Annotated in this window: 18 protein-coding genes; 7 read left to right on the top strand and 11 right to left on the bottom strand. The window is 66.9% G+C overall.

Features of this window, described 5'->3' with window-relative positions:
- Window positions 1–13: 13 nt before the first annotated feature.
- A complete protein-coding gene (locus AC3AOF_RS27405) occupies window positions 14–319 on the bottom strand; it encodes a DUF3140 domain-containing protein (protein ID WP_236992636.1) in 306 nt (101 codons plus the stop codon).
- A 219-nt stretch (window positions 320–538) separates the two neighbouring features.
- Between AC3AOF_RS27405 and AC3AOF_RS27400 the strand changes: the two genes are divergently transcribed.
- Window positions 539–1,327, top strand: a complete 789-nt coding sequence (locus AC3AOF_RS27400) for an enoyl-CoA hydratase (protein WP_488347051.1) — start codon at window positions 539–541, stop codon at window positions 1,325–1,327.
- 692 nt (window positions 1,328–2,019) lie between these two features.
- On the opposite strand, the gene AC3AOF_RS27395 is transcribed toward AC3AOF_RS27400, so the two are convergent.
- The 6 genes from AC3AOF_RS27395 to AC3AOF_RS27370 form a co-directional block, all read right to left on the bottom strand.
- Window positions 2,020–2,175, bottom strand: coding sequence for a hypothetical protein (locus AC3AOF_RS27395; RefSeq protein WP_236987900.1), 156 nt, complete (start codon window positions 2,173–2,175; stop codon window positions 2,020–2,022).
- A 305-nt stretch (window positions 2,176–2,480) separates the two neighbouring features.
- Window positions 2,481–2,798 (bottom strand): hypothetical protein, encoded by a 318-nt coding sequence (locus AC3AOF_RS27390; protein WP_236987901.1) that lies wholly within the window; start codon window positions 2,796–2,798, stop codon window positions 2,481–2,483.
- 162 nt (window positions 2,799–2,960) lie between these two features.
- Window positions 2,961–3,533, bottom strand: coding sequence for an NUDIX domain-containing protein (locus AC3AOF_RS27385; RefSeq protein ID WP_236992637.1), 573 nt, complete (start codon window positions 3,531–3,533; stop codon window positions 2,961–2,963).
- Window positions 3,534–3,575: 42 nt separating this feature from the next.
- A complete protein-coding gene (locus tag AC3AOF_RS27380) occupies window positions 3,576–3,863 on the bottom strand; it encodes a sulfurtransferase TusA family protein (protein ID WP_236987902.1) in 288 nt (95 codons plus the stop codon).
- Between the two features lie 113 nt (window positions 3,864–3,976).
- A complete protein-coding gene (locus AC3AOF_RS27375) occupies window positions 3,977–4,408 on the bottom strand; it encodes a hypothetical protein (RefSeq protein ID WP_236987903.1) in 432 nt (143 codons plus the stop codon).
- Window positions 4,409–4,897: 489 nt separating this feature from the next.
- Window positions 4,898–6,265 (bottom strand): glutamate--cysteine ligase, encoded by a 1,368-nt coding sequence (locus AC3AOF_RS27370; protein WP_488347050.1) that lies wholly within the window; start codon window positions 6,263–6,265, stop codon window positions 4,898–4,900.
- Between the two features lie 489 nt (window positions 6,266–6,754).
- Here AC3AOF_RS27370 and dnaE point away from each other — a divergent pair, with 489 nt between their 5' ends.
- From dnaE to AC3AOF_RS27355, 3 genes are all read left to right on the top strand, one after another.
- On the top strand, window positions 6,755–10,291 hold the full coding sequence (dnaE, locus tag AC3AOF_RS27365; protein ID WP_488347049.1) for a DNA polymerase III subunit alpha: 3,537 nt from the start codon (window positions 6,755–6,757) through the stop codon (window positions 10,289–10,291).
- 235 nt (window positions 10,292–10,526) lie between these two features.
- The gene (locus AC3AOF_RS27360) at window positions 10,527–11,426 is read left to right on the top strand and encodes a hypothetical protein (RefSeq protein ID WP_488347048.1); all 900 of its coding nucleotides are present in this window, start codon (window positions 10,527–10,529) and stop codon (window positions 11,424–11,426) included.
- A gap of 17 nt (window positions 11,427–11,443) precedes the next feature.
- Entirely contained in the window at window positions 11,444–12,919 is a 1,476-nt protein-coding gene (locus tag AC3AOF_RS27355; RefSeq protein ID WP_488347047.1) for a hypothetical protein, read from the top strand.
- A gap of 266 nt (window positions 12,920–13,185) precedes the next feature.
- On the opposite strand, the gene AC3AOF_RS27350 is transcribed toward AC3AOF_RS27355, so the two are convergent.
- From AC3AOF_RS27350 to AC3AOF_RS27340, 3 genes are all read right to left on the bottom strand, one after another.
- Entirely contained in the window at window positions 13,186–14,349 is a 1,164-nt protein-coding gene (locus tag AC3AOF_RS27350) for a winged helix-turn-helix domain-containing protein (protein WP_488347046.1), read from the bottom strand.
- Between the two features lie 4 nt (window positions 14,350–14,353).
- Window positions 14,354–16,183: a dihydroxy-acid dehydratase gene (gene ilvD / locus AC3AOF_RS27345; RefSeq protein WP_488347045.1), complete on the bottom strand. Its 1,830-nt coding sequence runs from the start codon at window positions 16,181–16,183 to the stop codon at window positions 14,354–14,356.
- Between the two features lie 93 nt (window positions 16,184–16,276).
- Window positions 16,277–16,543: a hypothetical protein gene (locus AC3AOF_RS27340; RefSeq protein WP_236987909.1), complete on the bottom strand. Its 267-nt coding sequence runs from the start codon at window positions 16,541–16,543 to the stop codon at window positions 16,277–16,279.
- A 184-nt stretch (window positions 16,544–16,727) separates the two neighbouring features.
- Here AC3AOF_RS27340 and AC3AOF_RS27335 point away from each other — a divergent pair, with 184 nt between their 5' ends.
- From AC3AOF_RS27335 to AC3AOF_RS27325, 3 genes are all read left to right on the top strand, one after another.
- A complete protein-coding gene (locus AC3AOF_RS27335; RefSeq protein WP_236987910.1) occupies window positions 16,728–16,886 on the top strand; it encodes a hypothetical protein in 159 nt (52 codons plus the stop codon).
- 395 nt (window positions 16,887–17,281) lie between these two features.
- Window positions 17,282–17,515, top strand: coding sequence for a hypothetical protein (locus tag AC3AOF_RS27330; RefSeq protein ID WP_488347044.1), 234 nt, complete (start codon window positions 17,282–17,284; stop codon window positions 17,513–17,515).
- A 111-nt stretch (window positions 17,516–17,626) separates the two neighbouring features.
- On the top strand, window positions 17,627–18,034 hold the full coding sequence (locus tag AC3AOF_RS27325) for a hypothetical protein (RefSeq protein ID WP_488347043.1): 408 nt from the start codon (window positions 17,627–17,629) through the stop codon (window positions 18,032–18,034).
- Between the two features lie 63 nt (window positions 18,035–18,097).
- Here the strand turns inward: AC3AOF_RS27325 and AC3AOF_RS27320 are convergent, their stop codons facing one another.
- On the bottom strand, window positions 18,098–19,834 hold the full coding sequence (locus AC3AOF_RS27320; RefSeq protein ID WP_236987913.1) for a sensor histidine kinase: 1,737 nt from the start codon (window positions 19,832–19,834) through the stop codon (window positions 18,098–18,100).
- Window positions 19,835–19,884: the final 50 nt, after the last annotated feature.

The following is a 19,884-nucleotide window of genomic DNA, read 5'->3' as shown; positions in this document are numbered from 1 at the left end:
TGGCGGAATTGCCTCAATCTTTGAGCGGATCGTGGCCCCAGTTCATGAGGGAGTAGCGCCAGCGCGAGGTTTTCACGTCTTCCTTCGGCCCGCCCTGGGCGAGGTGGCGTCTGACGTAGGCCACGACCTTGCGCATGTCGGCATAGTCGTCGTCCGAGAGGTCCGCCTTCTTGATGTGCTTGATCGCGACGATCCGGCGTCCCTGGTGGTGGCCGACCGATTCGCCCCCCTTCGCGCTCTCCTTCTTGGCGCCGTCGCTCCAGCCGACCGACCGGCTCTCCTCGGTGTCGAGCCACTTCTCCAGCTCGGCCGGGGCCATGTTCACCGCCTCGCGGAAGGCCGCGTAGGTGTCCTCGTGGTCGCTCGCATCGGATTCGGCCTGCTTGCTCACGGAAGTCGTCTCCTCGGGTGATCGGATGTCGCGCATCAACGTCACGAACGGCCTTCGCGTTCGTCGCGCGGTGGTGGATCGTCGGAAGACGGGAAGCAGCCTTAAGCGCTAGGGTCGGGCACCCGTCTCACCCGGATTGCGTCCCCCATGACCGAGATCAACGAACTGCTCTATGAGGTCGATGCCGAGGGCATCGCCCGCATCACCCTCAACCGGCCGCAGGCGCGCAACGCCCTGACCTTCGCGATGTACGAGCGCCTGCACGGCCTCAGCCTGGAGATCGACGCCGATCCGGCGATCCGCGCCGTGGTGATCCAGGGGGCGGGCGGGCGCGCCTTCGCGGCCGGTACCGACATCGCTCAGTTCCGCGCCTTCTCCACGGCAGAAGATGCGCTCGGCTACGAACGCTTCATGGACCGGGTGCTCGGCGCCGTTGAGCGCTGCGCTAAGCCGACCATCGCGGCGATCGCCGGGGCCTGCACCGGCGGCGGGGCGGCGATCGCCGCCGCCTGCGACCTGCGCATCGCCACGCGGGATGCCCGGTTCGGCTTCCCGATCGCCCGAACCCTCGGCAATTGCCTGTCGGTCGCCAACCTGCGCCGGCTCTCGGCCCTCGTCGGCGCCGCGCGGGTCAAGGAGATGATCTTCACCGCCCGCCTGGTCGAGGCCGAGGAGGCGCGGGCGATCGGCCTGGTGAGCGCGGTGGTGGAGGATGCCACTGCGCTGGCCGAGCGGGCGACCGACCTCGCCCGCCTGGTCGCCGGCCACGCACCCTTGACGCTCGCCGCCACCAAGGAGGGATTGCGGCGGGTGCGCGACGAGGCGCCGTCCGAGGCCGGGGACGACCTGATCCTGCAATGCTACACGAGCGCGGATTTCCGCGAGGGGATGGAGGCCTTCCTGGGCAAGCGCGCGCCGCGCTGGCAGGGGCGGTGAGCGGGGGCTCCGGCGCGGGTCGAGCGCGGAGGGGCGTGGTGTCCACGTGGTCCGGCGTGTTCGAGGCGACCGGCCTGCCCAGGGCTGTCCGGGGAAAAGAATGGCGCGGGAATTCCCCTCTCCCCGCGGGAGGGAAGAGGGTCACGACCCCCTTGTCGGGGTCGTGACAAGCGGAGGCGCAGCCGGAGCGAGGGGTGAGGGGGTCTCGACGCGTGAGGCTCTTCCGGGCCCCCCCTCCACCCTCGCCCTGCGGGCTCGCTTCATCGACGACACGGTCGATGAAGTCCTCTCCCCGCCCGCGGGGAGAGGGGAAACCCGCACTCTTCTCGTCTCGGAAGTTTCTCCGGGCAGCACTGCGCCCGCGGGGAGAGGAGAGCGCCCGCGTCTTACCGCGAGCACAAAGTTTCTGAACGTCTATGCCAGCTATGGGCGCAGAAATCCTCCTGCGACTTCGAGGTCAGGCGCAGAGGTGGTTCGTCGGGCGTTGCGATGTTGGTGACATGTCATGCGGGATGCCGGGAAGACCCGCTTTGCAACAAGTAGCCGCTCTGCGAGCGACGAACCCCTGCAACAGACGCCGCAGAACGAGCGGTATTCTTCAAGAAAAAGGCCGGCGGCGCATGGCGTCGTCGGCGCGGGCCGGGCATGAAGCGCCGGATTCGGGACGCACCGCCTTCCGCGGCGCGGCGCGCTCAGTGGATCGGCTGGTCCTTGCGCTCGTTCTGGGCGAGCGTGGCCTCGTAGCTCTCGGCCTGTGCACGGGTCAGGCCGCTGACGAGCACGAGCGCGCCGCGGTAGACCGTGTAGGTGCCGTCCTGGGTGGGCTTGACGCGAATGACCTGAGACATGCGCTGGCTCCCTTGCGCGAATCACGACCGATTTTCTTGGATTTGAACGTGACGTTAACGACTCGGCGGAGCCGCGCAAGAGGGGGACCGCGAAACCGCCGGCTTCTCGACACGATCTTGACCAAAGTACAGTCGGCCGGGGGAGGCGCCGCCAGCCCGGGGGGAGGCACCTCGCCGCGGGCAGCACCATGCCGAACAGCTCCGGGCACGGGACTGGTAGGCCGGAAATCTTGATCCGGCGAAAGTCTCGGCCGGCTCGGAATCGCGATGGACGATGTCGCAGGGGACGTGAGGGGAGGTTCGGCTCAGGACGGTGAGCGAACGCTCGTGAGATGGATCTTCGGCCCTTGAAGCGTCGGCGCGCTCTGGGCGGACGGTGCCAGGGTCGGGGCCTTGCCGGGCAGGGTCCACCAGCCGACGGCCGAATGCACCGCCAGGGTCAGGCAGAGGAGGACCAGCATCGAGACAGCCTGGCCGGCCATGCTCGGTTCTGCCGGGGGCGGCGAGGGCTCGCGCTGCGGGCTCGCGGCGCAATCCAGGGGTTCGGGCTCCAGCGGGAGCATCGAGGCGTAAGGACCGACGGGTTGACCAGTCGGGCGGTGGAAGGGTCCAATGCTGAACATCGGCGTCTCCTGTCGAGGCCCCTGCGACGGAGGGCTATCGGAACCGCCCAAAGTTAACAGCTGGTGAACAAGACGCCAGCCCCGATCACGAACCCGTGAACGAGGCGCTTGTACACCGGCCGTTCAGGTTCGCGGCCAGGATGACGGGGGCGTAGCCCGGCCTCAAGGCCGCTCTTCGGAGGATGCCGTAAACAGCGTCGGGTGGCGCAGGCGCAGGGTCTGGACCAGGCACAGCGTCTTCATGTCGGCGACCTCGCCCCGGTCGGCCATCGCAGCGAGGTCCGACAGCGCCACCTCCACCACCTCGATGCTCTCGTGCTCCTCGGCCAGCCCGCCCCCGGCGCCCTCGCGGTCGGCGGCGCGGTAGGGGGCGAGGAAGAGGTCCATCCGCTCGGTCGAGAGACCCGGCAGCGACCAGACCCTGCCGGCGGGTTCGAGCACCGACAGGCGCAGGCCCACCTCCTCGAAGGCCTCGCGCCGGGCGCAGGCCTCCGGGTCGTCTTCCTCGCGCAAGCCCGCGGGCGTCTCCAGCACCGAGGCGGTGCCGTCGACGAAGCAGGGCGGCGTGCGGAACTGCCGCACCAGCAGTGCGACCCGGCGCTCGGGATCGTAGGGCAGCACCGCCACGGCGGGCCCGTGATCCTCGACCTCGCGGCCGATCCGGCTGCCGTCCGGCATCCGCACCTCCGCGACGAGGTAGCGCGCCCAGCCCTCGTAGACGGTGCGGGCGCCCATGATCCGCGGCGGGGTCTCGTCTCGGCTCACGCGGCGCTCTCCTTAAGTCTCGTCGGGCGCGGTTCCGCGACGGATCTCGAAGGTCAGGATGCCGTCGTCGCGCAGCATCCGCTCGAGATGGTCGCCGCGCTCGCGCAGCAGGTTGGGAATGTCGATGGCGGCCATCGGGTCGGTGCAGCGCACCGAGAGGCCCTCGCCGGGCGCGAGGCCGCGCAGGGCCTTGGCGGTGCGCAGGACCGGCAGGGGGCATTTGAGCCCGCGCAGATCGAGATCCGGCAGATCGAGATTTTGCAGGTCGAGATCGGGCAGGTCGAGGTCTCGGTGTCGCATGATCGTCCGTGCCGCGCGTCGCTCGACCGGTTGAGCATATCCGGCGCCCACGAGAAAGCCCGGCGCGGGAGCGTCCCGCGCCGGGCTTCCGTTACTTCAGGCCGTGCGGCCGATCAGTAGCCGTAGCCGTAATAGCCGCCATAGGCCGGGTAGCTGTATCCGTAGGACGGGTAGCTGTATCCGTAGCCGTAGCCGCCGACCGGGGCGTAGCCGCCGCCGTAATAGCCGCCATAGGCCGGGTAGCCGTAGCCGTAGGACGAGGCCGAACCGGCCGCGATGGCACCGCCGATGATGCCGAGCGCCGCGCCGGCCGCGAGCGCCCCGCCGGCGCCGATGCCGCGGCGATAGCCGTAGCCGCGATAGCCGCCGCGGTATCCGCCGTAATAGCCGCCGCCGCGCCAGCGCACCTGGTCGACGGTCGCACCCGACCCGGCGATGGCGGCCGAGGTCGCCGCCGGCAGCGGCGCAGCCTGGGCGCCGACGGTGCCGGCGGTCAGGGCGGCGGCCGCGCCGGCCGCGAGGGCGAGGGTGGTGAAGCGAGACATACTTATCTCTCCGAATGGTCTGAGGAACGTGCCCCGATGGCCTCAAGAACGGCCAAGGGGCGACCTGTGTTCCAAGATTCGGTGCGAATTGACGGACCGTCAATCGGTAGCGGCTACGCTTGTCCTGCGCGTGTGCGCGGCCGCACTCGGCGAGACCGCATCGGGCGACCCGGATAAGCTTGAGCGTTCATCGGATCGCCGCGGCCGTCACTGGCTCGACCGCAGAGTGCCGGGGTGTCGTCAGAGTCTGTTCGAGCGGGCCGACCGAGCTGACATTCCCATCGTCAGCCCGGGTCGCGCAGCCGAACCCGGGATCCATCATCGCTGACGGTGCAGGACGATGCGGAACGGGATACGCCGTGCTCTTCGATGTCGGCGGTTATGGATCCCGGGTTCCGCTGCGCGGCCCCGGGATGACGTCGAGTGACGGCAGCGGTTGCGCCAAGTTACCGACGCTACACGTCACCGGCTCGTCGCATCAAACACGCCTCAGAACGCGCAAGCCGCGAAGGCCGGATCGACCGAGCGGTTCCACGGCCCATGATAGAGCGCCAGCAGGTTTTCGGCCCGGCTCTGCGAGGCGGCGATGGCCTGGAGCGGGGCGAGATGGAGCGTCTCGTCGCGTCCCTGCGCGTCGCGGCGGGCCCGCGCCTTCAGGCCGGCCTCCGCCAGCGCCAGCGCGTCGCGGGCCAGCTCGCGCAACGGCCGCTTGCCGGCCGGCGCGTCGAGGCCGAGCCGCGGCACCTCGGCGCGCATCGTCTCGCGCTCCTCCGCCGAGAGCTCGCGCACCAGCTGCCAGGCGCCGTCGAGGGCGCCGGCATCGTAGTAGAGCCCGGCCCAGAACGCGGCCTGGGCGGCGATCATGTTGGCGTCGCCGACATCGGCGCCGCGCATCTCGAGGAAGCGCTTCAGGCGCACCTCGGGGAAGGCGGTCGAGGCGTGGTTGGCCCAGTCGGAGACCGTGGCGCGCTCGCCCGGCAGGGCGGAGAGCCGCCCCTCCAGAAGATCACGGAACGAGGCGCCGCTCACGTCGTGGTAGGTCTCGCCGCGCTTGACGAAGTACATCGGCATGTCGAGGAGCCAGTCCGCATAGGCCTCGTAGCCGAAGCCCTCGTCGAAGGCGAAGGGCAGCATGCCGGTACGGTCGCGGTCGGTGTCGCGCCAGATCTCGGAGCGGCGCGACAGGAAGCCGTTCGGCTTGCCGTCGGTGAAGGGCGAGTTGGCAAACAGCGCCGTCGCGACCGGCTGCAGGGCCAGCCCGACCCGCATCTTCGTCACCATGTCGGCCTCGGACGAAAAGTCGAGGTTCACCTGCACGGTGGCGGTGCGCAGCATCATGTCGAGGCCCAAGGACCCGACCTTGGGCATGTAGCCCTTCATGATGCGGTAGCGGCTCTTCGGCATCACGGGCGTTTCCTCCCGTGTCCATTTCGGGCTCATGCCGAGGGTGAGGAAGCCGATGCCGAGGGGATCGGCGGCCTGCCGCACCGCGTCGAGGTGCTGGCTCAGCTCGTGGGCGGTGGCATGCACGTCCGGCAACGGCGCGCCCGAGAGCTCGAACTGGCCGCCGGGTTCGAGCGAGATCGCGCCCCCGCCCTCCACCGCGGACAGGCCGATCACCCGGCCCGCATCCTCGATCGTCTCCCAGCCGGTGATGGCCCGCAGGCCCTCCAGCAGGGCCTCGATCCCGTTCTCGCCCTCGTAGGGCACCGGCGAGAGGTCGGCGCGGTAGAACGGGACCTTCTCATGCTCGGTGCCGATGGCGAAGGCGTCCTGCGGCTTCTCGCCGGCCGCGAACCACTCGATCAGCTCGGACCGCGCGCTGAGCGGGGTCGCGTCGGACACGTCGCGCGCCATGCGCCACCTCGTGCTTGAAAGCGAAAAACGATGACTCCCGGCGGGCCGGCGGCCCACCGTCAAGGTTGCGCCTAAATAGGCCGCGGACGACCGAGCCGCAACGCGGCTGCGAAACGCCCCCCCGCGAGCCATGCGCTCCCGGCCGTCAACCAACCGTTCACCATAGCGGCCGGATCCGGCGCCAGCCCCCTTTGACATGGAACAAAACAGGAACGAACATCCGGTCATCGCAAGGGGACAGACCATGAACATACGCAAGATCCTCATCGCTGTCACGGAGGTCGCCTCGATGGGCCTGCTCACCGGCGCGATTGCCCTGTGGGCGGTGGCCCTGTCGCCGATGCACTGAGCCTTCGCGCCGTGGCCCATGGGCCACGGCTCGGGCCCTTCGGCCCGAATCCGGTGGATGGCGCCGCTGTGTTGCGCCGCTGGTCGTGACTCCTCAAGCTCTGCCGGGAATCCTAGCCCGCTCGGTAGGAGTGAGTCGCCTTGCAGATCCTGAAGCCCGTCGGCTACGTCCACCTGCACGTCCACTCCTCGTATTCCCTGCTCGAGGGCGCGCTGAAGATCGGCGACCTCGTGAAGGCCGCGGGCGCCGACCGGCAGCCGGCCCTGGCGCTCACCGACACCAACAACCTGTTCGGCGCGCTCGAATTCTCCGAGAAGGCGGCCGGATCCGGCATCCAGCCGATCGCCGGGATGCAGCTCAGCGTCGCCTTCGAGGCGCCGGAGGCGAACGCCAAGCTGAACGCCTCCCACCCGCACATCGTGGTGCTGGCCAAGGACGAGACCGGCTACGGCCACCTGCTGCGGCTCGCCAGCCGCGCCTATTTCGACAACCATCTCGGCGAGGTGCCCCGCGTCTCCGCGCAGGCGCTCTCCGAGTGCGCGGGCGGCCTCATCGCGCTGACCGGCGGCATGGGCGGCCCGGTCGATGCGGCGCTCCGCGCCAATCGGCCCGAACTGGCGCTGGCCCGCCTCGACGCCCTGAAGGCGGCCTTCGGCGAGGACCACCTCTACGTCGAGCTGCAGCGCCACGGCCTCTCCGACGAGCGCGCCGTCGAGGGCGAGCTGATCCGGCTGGCCGACACGCACGGCCTCTCGCTGGTGGCGACGAACGAGCCCTATTTCGCCAAGCCCGAGGATTACGAGGCCCACGACGCGCTGCTCGCCGTCGCCGAAGGGCGGCTCGTCTCCGACGACAAGCGCCGGCGCCTGACCCCGCGCCACGCCTTCAAGACCCGGTCCGAGATGGCCGAGCTGTTCCGCGACCTGCCCGACGCGCTCCAGGCCAGTGTCGAGATCGCGATGCGCTGCGCCTACCGGGTGCGGACCCGGAAACCCATCCTGCCGAGCTTCGGCGCCCCGAGCCTGACGACGCCCGCGCAAGGCACGAAGGAGGGCGCCGCCCTCCAGGCGCAGGTGGCGGCGGCCACCACCGCGGTGGCGAAGGAGATCGCCCCCGACGAGGCCGCCGAGCTGCGCCGGCAGGCCGAGGAAGGCCTGACCGAGCGCCTGCGCCAGCACGGCCCGGCCGAGGGGCTGACGGAAAAAGATTACCGCGACCGGCTCGAATACGAGATCCGCGTCATCACCAACATGAAGTTCCCGGGCTACTTCCTGATCGTCTCGGACTTCATCAAGTGGGCCAAGGAGCACGACATCCCGGTCGGGCCGGGCCGCGGCTCGGGCGCCGGCTCGCTCGTCGCGTGGTCGCTCCTCATCACCGATCTCGACCCGATCCGCTTCGGCCTGCTGTTCGAGCGCTTCCTCAACCCCGAGCGCGTCTCGATGCCGGATTTCGACATCGATTTCTGCGTCGAGGGCCGCGAGCGGGTGATCCGCTACGTCCAGGAGCGCTACGGCGAGGAGCAGGTCGGCCAGATCATCACCTTCGGCACCCTGCTCGCCCGCGGCGTCTTGCGCGACGTCGGCCGGGTGCTGGAGATGCCCTACGGCCAGGTCGACAAGCTGACGAAGCTGGTGCCGCAGAACCCGGCCAACCCCGTGACGCTGGCGCAAGCCATCGAGGGCGAGCCGAAGCTCCAGAGCGCGATCGAGGAGGAGCCGGTCGTCGCCCGCCTGATGAGCATCGCCAAGAAGCTCGAGGGCTTGCACCGCCACGCCTCGACCCACGCCGCCGGCGTGGTGATCGGCGACCGGCCGCTGGAAGAGCTGGTGCCGCTCTACCGCGATCCGAAGACCGGGATGCGGGTGACCCAGTTCAACATGAAGTGGGTCGAGCAGGCGGGGCTGGTGAAGTTCGACTTCCTCGGCCTCAAGACCCTGACGGTGCTCCGCGCCGCCACCGACCTGTTGAAGCTGCGCGGGATCGAGGTCGACCTGCCCTCGCTGCCGATCGACGACACCCTCACCTACGAGCGCCTGCGCAAGGGCGAGACGGTCGGGGTGTTCCAGGTGGAATCGGCCGGCATGCGCAAGGCGCTGGTCGAGATGAGCGCCGACCGGTTCGAGGACATCATCGCGCTGGTGGCGCTCTACCGCCCGGGCCCGATGGCCAACATCCCGGTCTATTGCGAGCGCAAGCTCGGCCGCGACGCCGGCAACGAGAAGAACTGGTACCCGCACGAGACGCTGGAGCCGATCCTCGCCGAGACCTTCGGCATCATCGTCTACCAGGAACAGGTGATGGAGGTGGCCAAGGTCCTGGCCGGCTACTCGCTCGGCGACGCCGACCTGCTGCGCCGCGCCATGGGCAAGAAGATCAAGGCGGAGATGGACGCCCAGCGCGACCGCTTCGTGAAGGGCGCGGTCGAGCGCGGCCTCGACAAAGCGAAGGCCAACGAGATCTTCGACCTGCTCGCTAAGTTCGCCGATTACGGCTTCAACAAGTCGCACGCCGCGGCTTACGCGCTGATCACCTACCAGACCGCCTATCTCAAGGCGAATTACCCGGTCGAGTTCATGGCCGCCTCGATGTCGCTCGACATCGACAACACCGACAAGCTCGCCGAACTGCGCCAGGACGCGCAGCGCCTCGGCATCAAGGTCGAGCCGCCGAACGTGAACCGCTCCGGCGTCACCTTCGAGGTGCATGACGGCGCGATCCGCTACGCGCTCGCCGCCATCAAGGGCGTCGGCCGCGCCGCCGTCGAGGCGATCGTCCAGGCCCGCGACGACACGCCGTTCCGCGATCTCGGCGATTTCGCCCGGCGCCTCAACCCGAAGCAGGTCAACAAGCGCACGCTGGAAAACCTCGTCGCCGCCGGCGCCCTCGACGCGATCGAGCCCGACCGGGCCAAGGCTTTTGCGGCCGTCGAGCCGATGATGCGGCTGGCCCAAGGCGCGGCGGAAGCCGAGACCGTCGGCATGATGGACATGTTCGGCGGCGTCGCCGCCGCCGAGGTGGCTTTGCGCATCCCGGCCTACGAGAACTGGCCGATGGCCGACCGGCTCAAGCGCGAATACGACGCGGTCGGCTTCTTCCTCTCCGGCCACCCGCTCGACGAGTACGGCGACCTCCTGCAAAAGCTCCGGGTGCAGACCTGGGCCGAGTTCTGCCGCTCGGTCCGCGCCGGCACCTCGACGGTCGGCCGCGTCGCGGCGAGCGTGCTCGACCGCGCCGAACGCCGCACCAAGACCGGCAACAAGCTCGGCATCGTCACGCTCTCCGACCAGACCGGCCATTTCGAGGCGATCATCTTCTCCGAAGGCCTCTCGCATTACCGCGACATGCTGGAACCCGGCGCCGCCCTGGTGCTCCAGCTCCAGGCCAGCACCGAGGGCGAGGACGTCCGCGCCCGCATCCAGACCTGCGAACCCCTCGACCAGGCCGTCGCCCGCCACCAGAAGGGCATGCGCATCTACCTGCGCGACGAGCGCCCGATCTCCAGCGTGCAGCAGCGGTTGCAGGTGAAAGGGGAGGGAGAGGTGTCGTTGATCCTGATCCTCGATGGGGGTGAGCGGGAGGTGGAGGTGAAGCTGGGGGGGAAGTATCAGGCGACCCCGCAGATTGCCGGGGCGCTGCGGGCGGTGCCGGGGGTGGTGCAGGTGGAGGTGAGTTGAGTTAATGGGCCGAGTGTGCCTGCTAACTAGATTTGCCCGGATTTATATCGCGCTTCGTAGGCGGAATTTCTACCATCTGATGCGGGGATAAATCTTGTTTTTTTGAGAAAGATCCTACGATGCAACTTGGATTTTTTGTATCTGCGTGGATTGGCAGTGATTTTTGATTTTTTGTCCTTGATATTACGCCAATTGAATTATAATGTCTGGTAGGTCGTTTTGCTTTTTGGGATCGATGGACTCGTATCTTGAGATTGCTCAGAGGGTTCTGCGTGCCAGCCGACGTCCTATGTCTGCGGCTGGCATTCTTGAGGCCGCGTATGCTGCCGGGATCGTTCCAAAACATCTTTACGGTCGGACCCAAGTAAAAACTTTACAAGCGCGCCTCAGTGAAGATGTGCTATATAGCCAGATCTCGGCATTCTTTCGCACCGAGCCGGGTCATTTCTTTTTAAATGAACTGATTTCTGATCCGACAATTCCTAATAAGTTTAAGGAAAAATTCGAAGCTCGCCGCCGAATTCGAGATTTGCATGTCGCCCCATTTCTTGGGGTCGATGAGGATTTTGTCTCAAATTGTAGTGTCGATTTGATGCACGACTGGAATGATTTCATTGATAAGGCCGAGAAGTGCAATGCGCTTCATTATCTTTCATCAAAGAAGGAAACCCAAGGGGCGTTGATTGTATGGACATTCTCTGTTGTGAGGCGTGGCTTCGAAGTTCTTTCGTACAGGACAGGTAGATATCGTAACGACCGCGATACGTTTATGGACAAAAGAACTATTGGGTTCCCGGGAGTTATTAGTTATCAGGATTTTACTCTATTTTCTGGCAGTGATTACGGCGCGCGAGAGAATTCTCTCAACGCTCTTAAGTGGGATCTCGATATTTCTGCGGTAGCTATGCACGGAGGGACTCTGCCAGATCCTAAACCTCTTAGGCCACTAAGAGTACGGCAGGACGACAAAAACGATATTTTGCTGCTAGTTATGAGTTGGGATTGCCCAACTTGGTTTGAGCCAACAACTCGACGGCTCTCGTTAAATGATCCCCGCTGGCTCAATCTCAGAGCTCATAATAATATTGACGATTTTGAGCCGTGGACTAAAGCCACGCTCGATGTTTTTTGCTAGGACGGCGGCGATTTATAATGTCGACGATTTCGCATGGGCGGACGGCTCTTATCAAATTTGAGATTGAAAATGGCTCATCGCAGCGAAAAAAAGGTGCGTTGCAGGATTTAACGCGGCTTTATCGGCAGGGGCAGCAACTCAACTCAGAGGCGCGAAATTCCTTAGAGCGAATAATATGCGGCTCTCTGCTCAGAGAAAAGGACCGAAAAGTAGTCCGATGGGGCCTAAACGCACTGGCTCGGCTAGGAACGCGCGATGGAAGCGCACCTTACATCAGCTCTGCGATGCGGAAATTTGAAGGAAGTCCCGAGATAATTGGTGCGGCCGTTGCTGCTTTATCTCGCCTGTACGATGGTCGGCTTGATATGGTACAATCTTTTCCAGTCATCGATCCGGCTATCAGGGTTTTGGCGTCAATGCAGACGACTAGCCCAAATAAGATAGATATGGCTGATCTTAGAATTGATATTGACAATTCCGACGTTGAAGTCCTTAAACTCGCCCTCTTAACCGTTGGCCTCAACCGAGATATGCAAAATTTATTGCATCCTAAGCATTCCAACGGTGAAATTGTTCGCCAATTGTGTCGGCATGACGACGTTATTGTCAGGCAATATAGCGTTTGGTCTGTCATGGAAAACAGACGTTTGAGTCTCGAAGATCTCGGAATTGAATTTGGTTCAATTACTGCGCAGCCAGTCAATGTTCAAGCCAAACTATACCAGCTCGCGGCGGAGCGCGTGCCCGATCTGAAGTTCCGCACACAGATCATCCATGAAGGAACGTACTCAGAGCACGCTGAAGCTAGAGCCGGGCTTGCTAAAGGGATAGCTGGCACCTTCTACGACGGCTTGGCGGATATAACGCTCAATTGGTATGATCAAGAGGACGATGAGGAAGTCAAAGCTCTAATAGCTGAACATTTCGCAGGATTTTCTGAGGAGTGCAGGCCCTATGGCGATAAAGCATTGGCAATTGCAGAGGCAAATAAGAAGCTTTTAGATCGCCTTATGGTGAAGGCGGAAGGTAAAAGACTTTGGGGTCAGCTTCAGGCACGAGATGTAAGGACCGGCATGAAGGATCTGTTCGGCGCCGCGCCTGGTCTAGAAAACATGTTTCGTCAGGCAGTAAATCTTTCGGAGGAAGTGGTGAATATGAAAGTATTGTTCTTGTCCGCTAATCCTCTCGATGGAGGAAGGCTGAAAACCGACCGTGAAGCTAATGATCTCAAAGCGCAACTAGCCGCTGTACGGAATGCAAAGTTACAAATCGAAGTGGAGCATGCATGGGCGGCACGCATCGATCAAATTCAGCAGGAAATATTAAATAATAATCCTAGTATTGTTCATTTTAGCGGTCATGGTAATTCGAATGCTATAGTTTTCGAAGATGTCCATGGAAACTCGGTCGAGGTGTCTGGTAATGCTATTGCGAGATTAATCGAGATAGTTGGGTCGGTGAAGTGCGTTGTTCTAAATTGTTGTTTTTCCTAATCGATATCGAAACAGATTTTGCCATATGTCGACGCTGTAATAGGATGTAACAATTCAATCGATGATGAGGCGGCCATTATGTTCACGCGAGCATTTTATAGGGCGTTGTCACACGGTGTCAGCTTCCAGCAAGCGTTCGATCTGGCTCGAAACGATCTTGATCTACACGGAAATCAGGCAGAATCCGAGAAGTACAAATTTCTCTATGCGGCGCCTCCCAGTGCTTAATTGAGAAAAATTTGACGTTAATCTTAGTGGCGGGGTGCTCAAAGCGGTAACAAGCTACGCAATTTTTCCAACCCCAACCACCCCGCCAAAACCCCCAACTCAACCCCCAAAGCCTCCTGCGCCCCATCCGCCCTCCCCGGCTCCCAATGCACCGCATGCACCAAGAGCCGCCCCCCCGCCCGATCCGCCTTCAAATCCACCCGCCCCACCAGTTCCTCCCCGAACAGGAACGGCAGCACGTAATAGCCGTACTGCCGCTGCGCCGCCGGGGTGTAGATCTCGATGCGATAGCGAAAACCGAACAGGCGCTCGGTGCGGGCGCGCTCCCAGACCAGGGGGTCGAAGGGGGCGAGCAAGGCTTGGGCCGAGACGCGGCGGGGGAGTGTGGCGTCGCGGTGGAGGTAGGCGGGGGGCCAGCCGGGGATCTCGGCCGGGAGCAGGATGCCCTCCTCCACCAGCCGGGTGATGGAAGCGGCGGCATCCGACGCATCGAGGCGGAAATAGTCGCGGAGTTCTGACGCCGTGGCGAGGCCGAGCGCCCGGGCGGAGAGGGCGACCAGTTGGGCCTGCGCCTCCGCCTCCGGCACGTCGGGCAGAGACAAAATGTCCGGCGGGATCACCCGCTCGGTGAGGTCGTAGACCCGCTCGAAGCTGCGCCGCCGCGTCGCCGTGGTGACGTGGCCGGCGTAGAACAGCCATTCGAGCATGCGCTTGGGCTCGCTCCAGGCCCACCAGCCGGCCCGGCCGGTCTGGATGTCGGAGGCCGAGAGCGGGCCCTCGTCGCGAAGTCGCGCGAGCAAGGTCATCGCCTCGGGCCGGCGCTCGGTGGCGAAGGTCCGCATCGCCCGGTAGCCGGCCTCGCCCCGATCGGCCCGTTCCATGCGCCAGCGCAGCAGCGGGTGGAGGGAGAGCGGCAGCAGCGAGCATTCATGCGCCCAGTACTCGAACAGCCGCCGGTCGCGCCTGGGGCCCCAGGCGCGGCGGTCGAGGACGCTCGTGTCGTAGGCGCCGAGCCGCGAGAAGGCCGGCAGGTAATGCGCCCGCACCAGGACGTTGACGCTGTCGATCTGGTGCAGGCCGAGCCGGTCGATCGTGGCGGCGAGGTGCCGGGGACCAGCGGTGGTAGGGCGTGCGGCGTGAAACCCTTGCGCCGCCAGGGCGACCCGGCGGGCTTCGCTGGGCGTCAGCCGCACGATCCCCATCGGGTCAGATCTTCCGCACGGCCCCGTGGGCGGCGCTGGTGGTCATGCTGGCGAAGGCCCGCAGCGCCGCGCTCACCTTGCGCTTGCGCGGCGCGGCGGGCTGCCAGCCCTTCGCAACTTGTGCCGCGCGGCGGCGTTCGATCTCTTCGGAATCGACCGCGAGGTGGATGCGCCGGTTCGGGATGTCGATCTCGATCCGGTCGCCCTGCTCGACGAGACCGATCAACCCGCCTTCCGCCGCTTCCGGCGAGACGTGGCCGATCGACAGGCCCGAGGAGCCGCCCGAGAAGCGCCCGTCGGTAACGAGCGCGCAGGCCTTTCCGAGGCCCTTCGACTTCAGGTAGCTCGTCGGATACAGCATCTCCTGCATGCCGGGGCCGCCGCGGGGGCCCTCGTAGCGGATCAGCACCACCTCGCCGGCCTTGACCTTGCCGCCGAGAATCCCTTCGACCGCCGCGTCCTGGCTCTCGAAGACGTGGGCCGGGCCGGAGAAGCTGAGGATACTGGCATCGACACCGGCGGTCTTCACGATGCAGCCGTCCTCCGCCAGATTGCCGTACAGCACCGCGAGGCCGCCATCCTGCGAATAGGCGTGGGCTGAATCGCGCACCACGCCGCCCTCGCGGTCGAGGTCGAGCTCGTCCCAGCGCGAGGCCTGGCTGAAGGCGACCTGGGTCGGGATGCCGCCCGGCGCCGCGCGGTAGAACTCGCGCACGCTCTCGCTGGTGGTGCGGGCGACGTCCCAGCGCGCCAGCGCCTCCTTGAGGGTGCCGGAGCCGACATTGCCGACATTCGTGTCGATCAGGCCGGCCCGGTCGAGCTCGCCGAGGATCGCCATGATGCCGCCGGCGCGGTGCACGTCCTCCATGTGGACGTTGGCCACCGCCGGCGCGACCTTGCACAGGACCGGCACCCGGCGCGACAGCCGGTCGATGTCCGCCATGGTGAAGGGCACCTCGCCCTCGTAGGCGGCTGCGAGCAGGTGCAGCACCGTGTTGGTCGAGCCGCCCATGGCGATGTCGAGGGTCATGGCGTTCTCGAACGCCGTCATCGAGGCGATGGCGCGCGGCAGGACCGAGGCATCGTCCTGCTCGTAGTGGCGCTTGGCGAGGTCGACGATGAGGTGGCCGGCCTCGACGAAGAGGCGCTTGCGGTCGGCATGGGTCGCCAGCACCGAGCCGTTGCCGGGCAGCGAGAGACCCAAAGCCTCGGTGAGGCAGTTCATCGAGTTCGCCGTGAACATGCCCGAGCACGAGCCGCAGGTCGGGCAGGCCGAGCGCTCGATCACCTGCACGTCCTCGTCGGTGACGCGGTCGTCGGCGGCGGCGATCATGGCGTCGACGAGGTCGACCTTCTTGATCCCGGTCGAGAGGTTGACCTTGCCGGCCTCCATCGGCCCGCCGGAGACGAAGACCACCGGGATGTTGAGGCGGAGCGCCGCCATCAGCATGCCGGGGGTGATCTTGTCGCAGTTCGAGATGCACACCATGGCGTCGGCGCAATGCGCGTTGACCATGTACTCGACCGAATCGGCGATCAGGTCGCGGGACGGCAGCGAGTAGAGCATGCCGTCGTGCCCCATCGCGATGCCGTCATCGACCGCGATGGTGTTGAACTCCTTGGCGACGCCGCCCGCCGCCTCGATCTCCCGCGCCACGAGCTGGCCGAGGTCCTTGAGGTGGACGTGGCCGGGCACGAACTGCGTGAACGAGTTCACCACCGCGATGATCGGCTTGCCGAAATCGGCGTCGGTCATGCCGGTGGCGCGCCACAGGCCGCGGGCGCCGGCCATGTTGCGGCCGTGGGTGGTGGTGCGGGAGCGATAGGCGGGCATCGGAACTCTTCTAAGGGAGGCTCCCCCGCGTCATGCCGCCGCCGCCCCGTCTCCCGCAAGTCCCTGAATGCAGATCAGGCCCGCGGAGAGCCGTTACTTCGAGCAGCCGATGCAGATGCCCTTCATGATCTGGTCCTCGCGCTTCGCCTCCCGGCGCATCTGCGGGGAGACGGTGCCGGTCTCGTTCGGACCGAGGGCGCCGGGCTTGGGCACCGTCTGGCCGGTGCCGGTGGTGTTGGGCGCCTTGATCGTCGAGGCCGGGCCGCCGCCGGTGCCGGTCTCGCTCACCTGCGCGAGGGCGGGGAGGGGGGCGAGGAGACCGAGGGCGAGCAGCGTGGGGAGGAGGGGGCGGGCCGGCATGGCGGGATCATTCCTTGTAAGACTCTCTCGCCCGAGTCGACGCGGCGGACCCGGCGAAGTTCCCGAGATGTGGCCGAGCTTGTTCACCCATGATCGGCGCGCGCCGATCCGGCGGCCGCCCGGAAGCGACCGTTCCGGCGGCGTGGTAACGGCTTGTTAACCATTTCGGCGCCACGAATCGGCGATGTACTCACAGCTTCGCCACTACGGCTGGCGCCCGCTTGAAGCGGTTGGCCATATCGCGTTCTGGATCGCCCTGCTGACGGTGGGCATCGCCTGTACGGGGGCCGATCTCCTCGGCGGCTGGGAGCAGGCCGGGCGGATCCTCACGGGGCGGGGCTGATTCTTCGAGGGCGCGGCGGGTTCCCGCTTGCGAGCGGGTTCGGTCGCTCCACAGATTCAATCCCACCCGCGACCTTAGGATGAGGTCGTGTGTGGGCCAGATTCTCGTCTCATGCGATCTCGAACCCATCCGGGTTGCGTCCAGGGTCTCGGCTGCTAAGCTTGGCCGTGCCCACGGGCCAGGCCTGCCGCCCGATGAAGGGGCGCCACACGTCTCCCGCGCCGCCGGAGAGCGACGTCGGATTCCGATGCGCCGCGCGACCCGGTCCCTGAGCGCCGGCGCATCCTCGACCCATCTGGGCGCGGCTTCTCGCGCCCGCCCAGGCCGCGCCGCCCATCGCCTCCCGCGTCGGGTTCGTCGCGCGTGGCCGCACCCATCGTCAAGGATCCGACGCGATGATCGATCACCGCCGCCGCCTCCTGAGCCGCGCCGCCCTCACGGAGGAGGGGCGCATCACGATCCGGCGCGAGCCGGACCGGGCCTGGCCCGGCGACCACAGCCGGCTCTGCGCCCTGGAGAATGACGGCCACCTGCTGTTCCTGGGCGAGCGGCCCGGCCCGCTGCCCGGCGGCGCCTCGGCCGAATGGCGCCTCACCGCGCGGGGCCGGCAGGCGCTGCGGGAGGCCTGAAGGCCGGGGCCGGCAAGGGCGTCGCGTCGCACCGGCGCTTCAAAACCGGCCTGTTCGCGCCTACATCCCGGAGGTAGGGCCACCGGCCCGGACAGACCGCCGAGGTGAGCGATGGACTATGTCTGCGACGTCACGGGCGGAAAAACCTGGTTCCGGATCGAGACCGAGGCGGAGGCGATCCAGGAATCGGCCCTGATGGGCCACGCGGTCGAAAAGCACTTCCGCCAGGCGCGGGAGCGCGCCGAGGCCTCCTACGTGCCGCCCCCGGGGCCCTTCATCGAGCAGCAGATCGGCCTCAAGGCGCATCTGCGCCGGACCATGCCGCGCTTCTTCACCCTGCGCGATCCGGAGGGCAACGGGCTCGCCACCGCCATGGTGCCCTCGGGGGCGGGCTGCCCGATCATCGTCGGCGTCGGCAATCGCGACCCTTACGTGGAGCACGACGCGGCGATCCGGGCGCTGGCGGCGCATCTCGGCATTCCGCTCGAGCGCAGCCGCTGCTACCCGTACGGGCGCTGAGGCTTTTGCCTGCGCATCATTTTTTTCGCCGAACCGGCAACCACTTCGGCGAATGATGCCGTGTCACGCGGCTTGCGTCCGGGCCGTGAGCGGCACCGCGATCCGGCAGGCGAGGCCCGACGCCGCGTAATCGAGCCGGACCGCGCCGGCGAGTTCCCGCTCCAGGCTGGTGCGGATCAGCCGCGTACCGAAGCCGGTCCGGGCCGGCGGCGCCACCGCGGGGCCGCCGCTCTCGCGCCAGCGCAGGGAGAGAAGGCCGGCACCGGCCTGCCACGCCACCTCCCAGTCCACCGCCACCTGGCCCGTCTCGACCGAGAGCGCGCCGTACTTCGCCGCGTTGGTGGCGAGTTCGTGGATCGCCATCCCGAGGGGCAAGGCCACCGCCGGGGTGAGGGAGACCGGCGGCCCGTCGAGGCGGATGCGGTCCGGCCGCCCGCCGGCATAGGGCTCCAGCTCCGCCGACAGGATGCCGCGCAGGCCCGCCCCCTCCCAGTGGTTGGCGGTCAGCACGTTGTGGGTCTGGGACATCGCCAGCAGCCGGGCCTCGAAGCTGCCGGTGAAGTCGGCGAGGGTGGCGGCGCTGCGGGCGGTCTGGCGCGCCATCGATTGCACGGTGGCGAGCGTGTTCTTCACCCGGTGGTTCAGCTCGTGGATCAGCAGGTCCTGGCGGGCATCGGCCGCCCGGCGCTCCTCCTCCTGCCGCCGCAGGGCGTCGGCGGCGGCGGTCAAGGCGTGGCTGATCGCCTGCGCCTCGCGCACGGCGGAGGCCGGGACGACCGCCGGCTCGCCCCGGCCGAGCGCCGCGGCGGCGACCGCGAGGCGGCGCAGCGGCCGGGCGAGCAGGCCGGCGGCGAACCAGCCGATGCCCGCCGCCACGGTGGCGACGACGAGGCCCCAGAGCAGGATCTGCCGGCGCAGCTCCGCCACCGTCGCGAAGGCGGTGTCGGCGTCCTGGCGGACCAGCACCGTCCAGCCGAGGCCCGGGAAGTCGCGGTAGCCCCGGGTCGGTCGGTAGCCGGTGAGGTAGCGCTTTCCGTCGGGCCAGGTCTCCGCCACCGTGCCGGAGCGGCCGGCGCGGGCGGCGGCCACGCTCGGCAGATCCGCCGGCAGGTCGGTGCGGCGCCAACGGTCGGGGCCGAGCAGCACCGTGCCGTCCCGGGCGAGCACCAGGGGGGTGACGTCGCGCTGGCCGGCCGCGGATTCGCGCAAGGCCGCCTCGGCCGCCCGGGCCCAGGTCCAGTCGAGATGGCCCGAGACCACCCCCACGAGGCGACCGGCATCGTCCCGTACGGGAGCGGCGATGTCGAGCACCCGCGGCGGGTCGGCGGGATCGCTGTTCGGTTTCAGGCTGGCGAGCAGGGTGGCATCGTGCACGTCGCTCACGAAGGGGCCGTGGCGGCCCTTGGTGAAATACTCCCGATGGGCGACGTCGATCCCCTCCAGCACGCCGGTGCTCGTCGCCGCGATCCGGCCGTCCGCGTCGATCAGCCCGATGATGGCGTAGTCCGGATAGGTCTCCTGCGCCCGCCGCAGCACCCGGCGCTTGCGCTCCACCGGCACGGCGGGATCGCGGATGGTGTCGTTCTCGGCCAGGATCACCATGTCGCGCCAGCGCTCGAACAGGCCGCGATCGAGCCGGCCGGCCATGGTGACGGCGAGGTCGCCGAGTTCGGCCTCGATGCGCGCCTCGAGCCGGTCGCTCGCCACACGGGAGGCCACCAGGGCGAGCACCAGGGTCGCCACCAAGCCCGCGGCTCCCAAACCGAGGGCCAGGAAGACGCGGAGCGGCGGCTGGAGCACGGGGCGATCCGGGTCCTGAAGGCGGGGCAGGGGGAGGCTGCCCTACGGGT

Source organism: Methylobacterium sp. 142-1Y, from assembly GCF_057747795.1.
The sequence above is the reverse complement of the archived record's forward strand: the minus strand, read 5'-3'. Positions and strand labels throughout refer to the sequence as shown.

Bases quoted from the DNA above. Each gene is read 5' to 3' on its own strand.
- AC3AOF_RS27405 (WP_236992636.1), bottom strand. From the start codon at position 319: ATGGCCCCGGCCGAGCTGGAGAAGTGGCTCGACACCGAGGAGAGCCGG.
- AC3AOF_RS27400 (WP_488347051.1), top strand. From the start codon at position 539: ATGACCGAGATCAACGAACTGCTCTATGAGGTCGATGCCGAGGGCATC.
- AC3AOF_RS27395 (WP_236987900.1), bottom strand. From the start codon at position 2,175: ATGTCTCAGGTCATTCGCGTCAAGCCCACCCAGGACGGCACCTACACG.
- AC3AOF_RS27390 (WP_236987901.1), bottom strand. From the start codon at position 2,798: ATGTTCAGCATTGGACCCTTCCACCGCCCGACTGGTCAACCCGTCGGT.
- AC3AOF_RS27385 (WP_236992637.1), bottom strand. From the start codon at position 3,533: ATGGGCGCCCGCACCGTCTACGAGGGCTGGGCGCGCTACCTCGTCGCG.
- AC3AOF_RS27380 (WP_236987902.1), bottom strand. From the start codon at position 3,863: ATGCGACACCGAGACCTCGACCTGCCCGATCTCGACCTGCAAAATCTC.
- AC3AOF_RS27375 (WP_236987903.1), bottom strand. From the start codon at position 4,408: ATGTCTCGCTTCACCACCCTCGCCCTCGCGGCCGGCGCGGCCGCCGCC.
- AC3AOF_RS27370 (WP_488347050.1), bottom strand. From the start codon at position 6,265: ATGGCGCGCGACGTGTCCGACGCGACCCCGCTCAGCGCGCGGTCCGAG.
- AC3AOF_RS27360 (WP_488347048.1), top strand. From the start codon at position 10,527: ATGGACTCGTATCTTGAGATTGCTCAGAGGGTTCTGCGTGCCAGCCGA.
- AC3AOF_RS27355 (WP_488347047.1), top strand. From the start codon at position 11,444: ATGTCGACGATTTCGCATGGGCGGACGGCTCTTATCAAATTTGAGATT.
- AC3AOF_RS27350 (WP_488347046.1), bottom strand. From the start codon at position 14,349: ATGGGGATCGTGCGGCTGACGCCCAGCGAAGCCCGCCGGGTCGCCCTG.
- ilvD (WP_488347045.1), bottom strand. From the start codon at position 16,183: ATGCCCGCCTATCGCTCCCGCACCACCACCCACGGCCGCAACATGGCC.
- AC3AOF_RS27340 (WP_236987909.1), bottom strand. From the start codon at position 16,543: ATGCCGGCCCGCCCCCTCCTCCCCACGCTGCTCGCCCTCGGTCTCCTC.
- AC3AOF_RS27335 (WP_236987910.1), top strand. From the start codon at position 16,728: ATGTACTCACAGCTTCGCCACTACGGCTGGCGCCCGCTTGAAGCGGTT.
- AC3AOF_RS27330 (WP_488347044.1), top strand. From the start codon at position 17,282: ATGATCGATCACCGCCGCCGCCTCCTGAGCCGCGCCGCCCTCACGGAG.
- AC3AOF_RS27325 (WP_488347043.1), top strand. From the start codon at position 17,627: ATGGACTATGTCTGCGACGTCACGGGCGGAAAAACCTGGTTCCGGATC.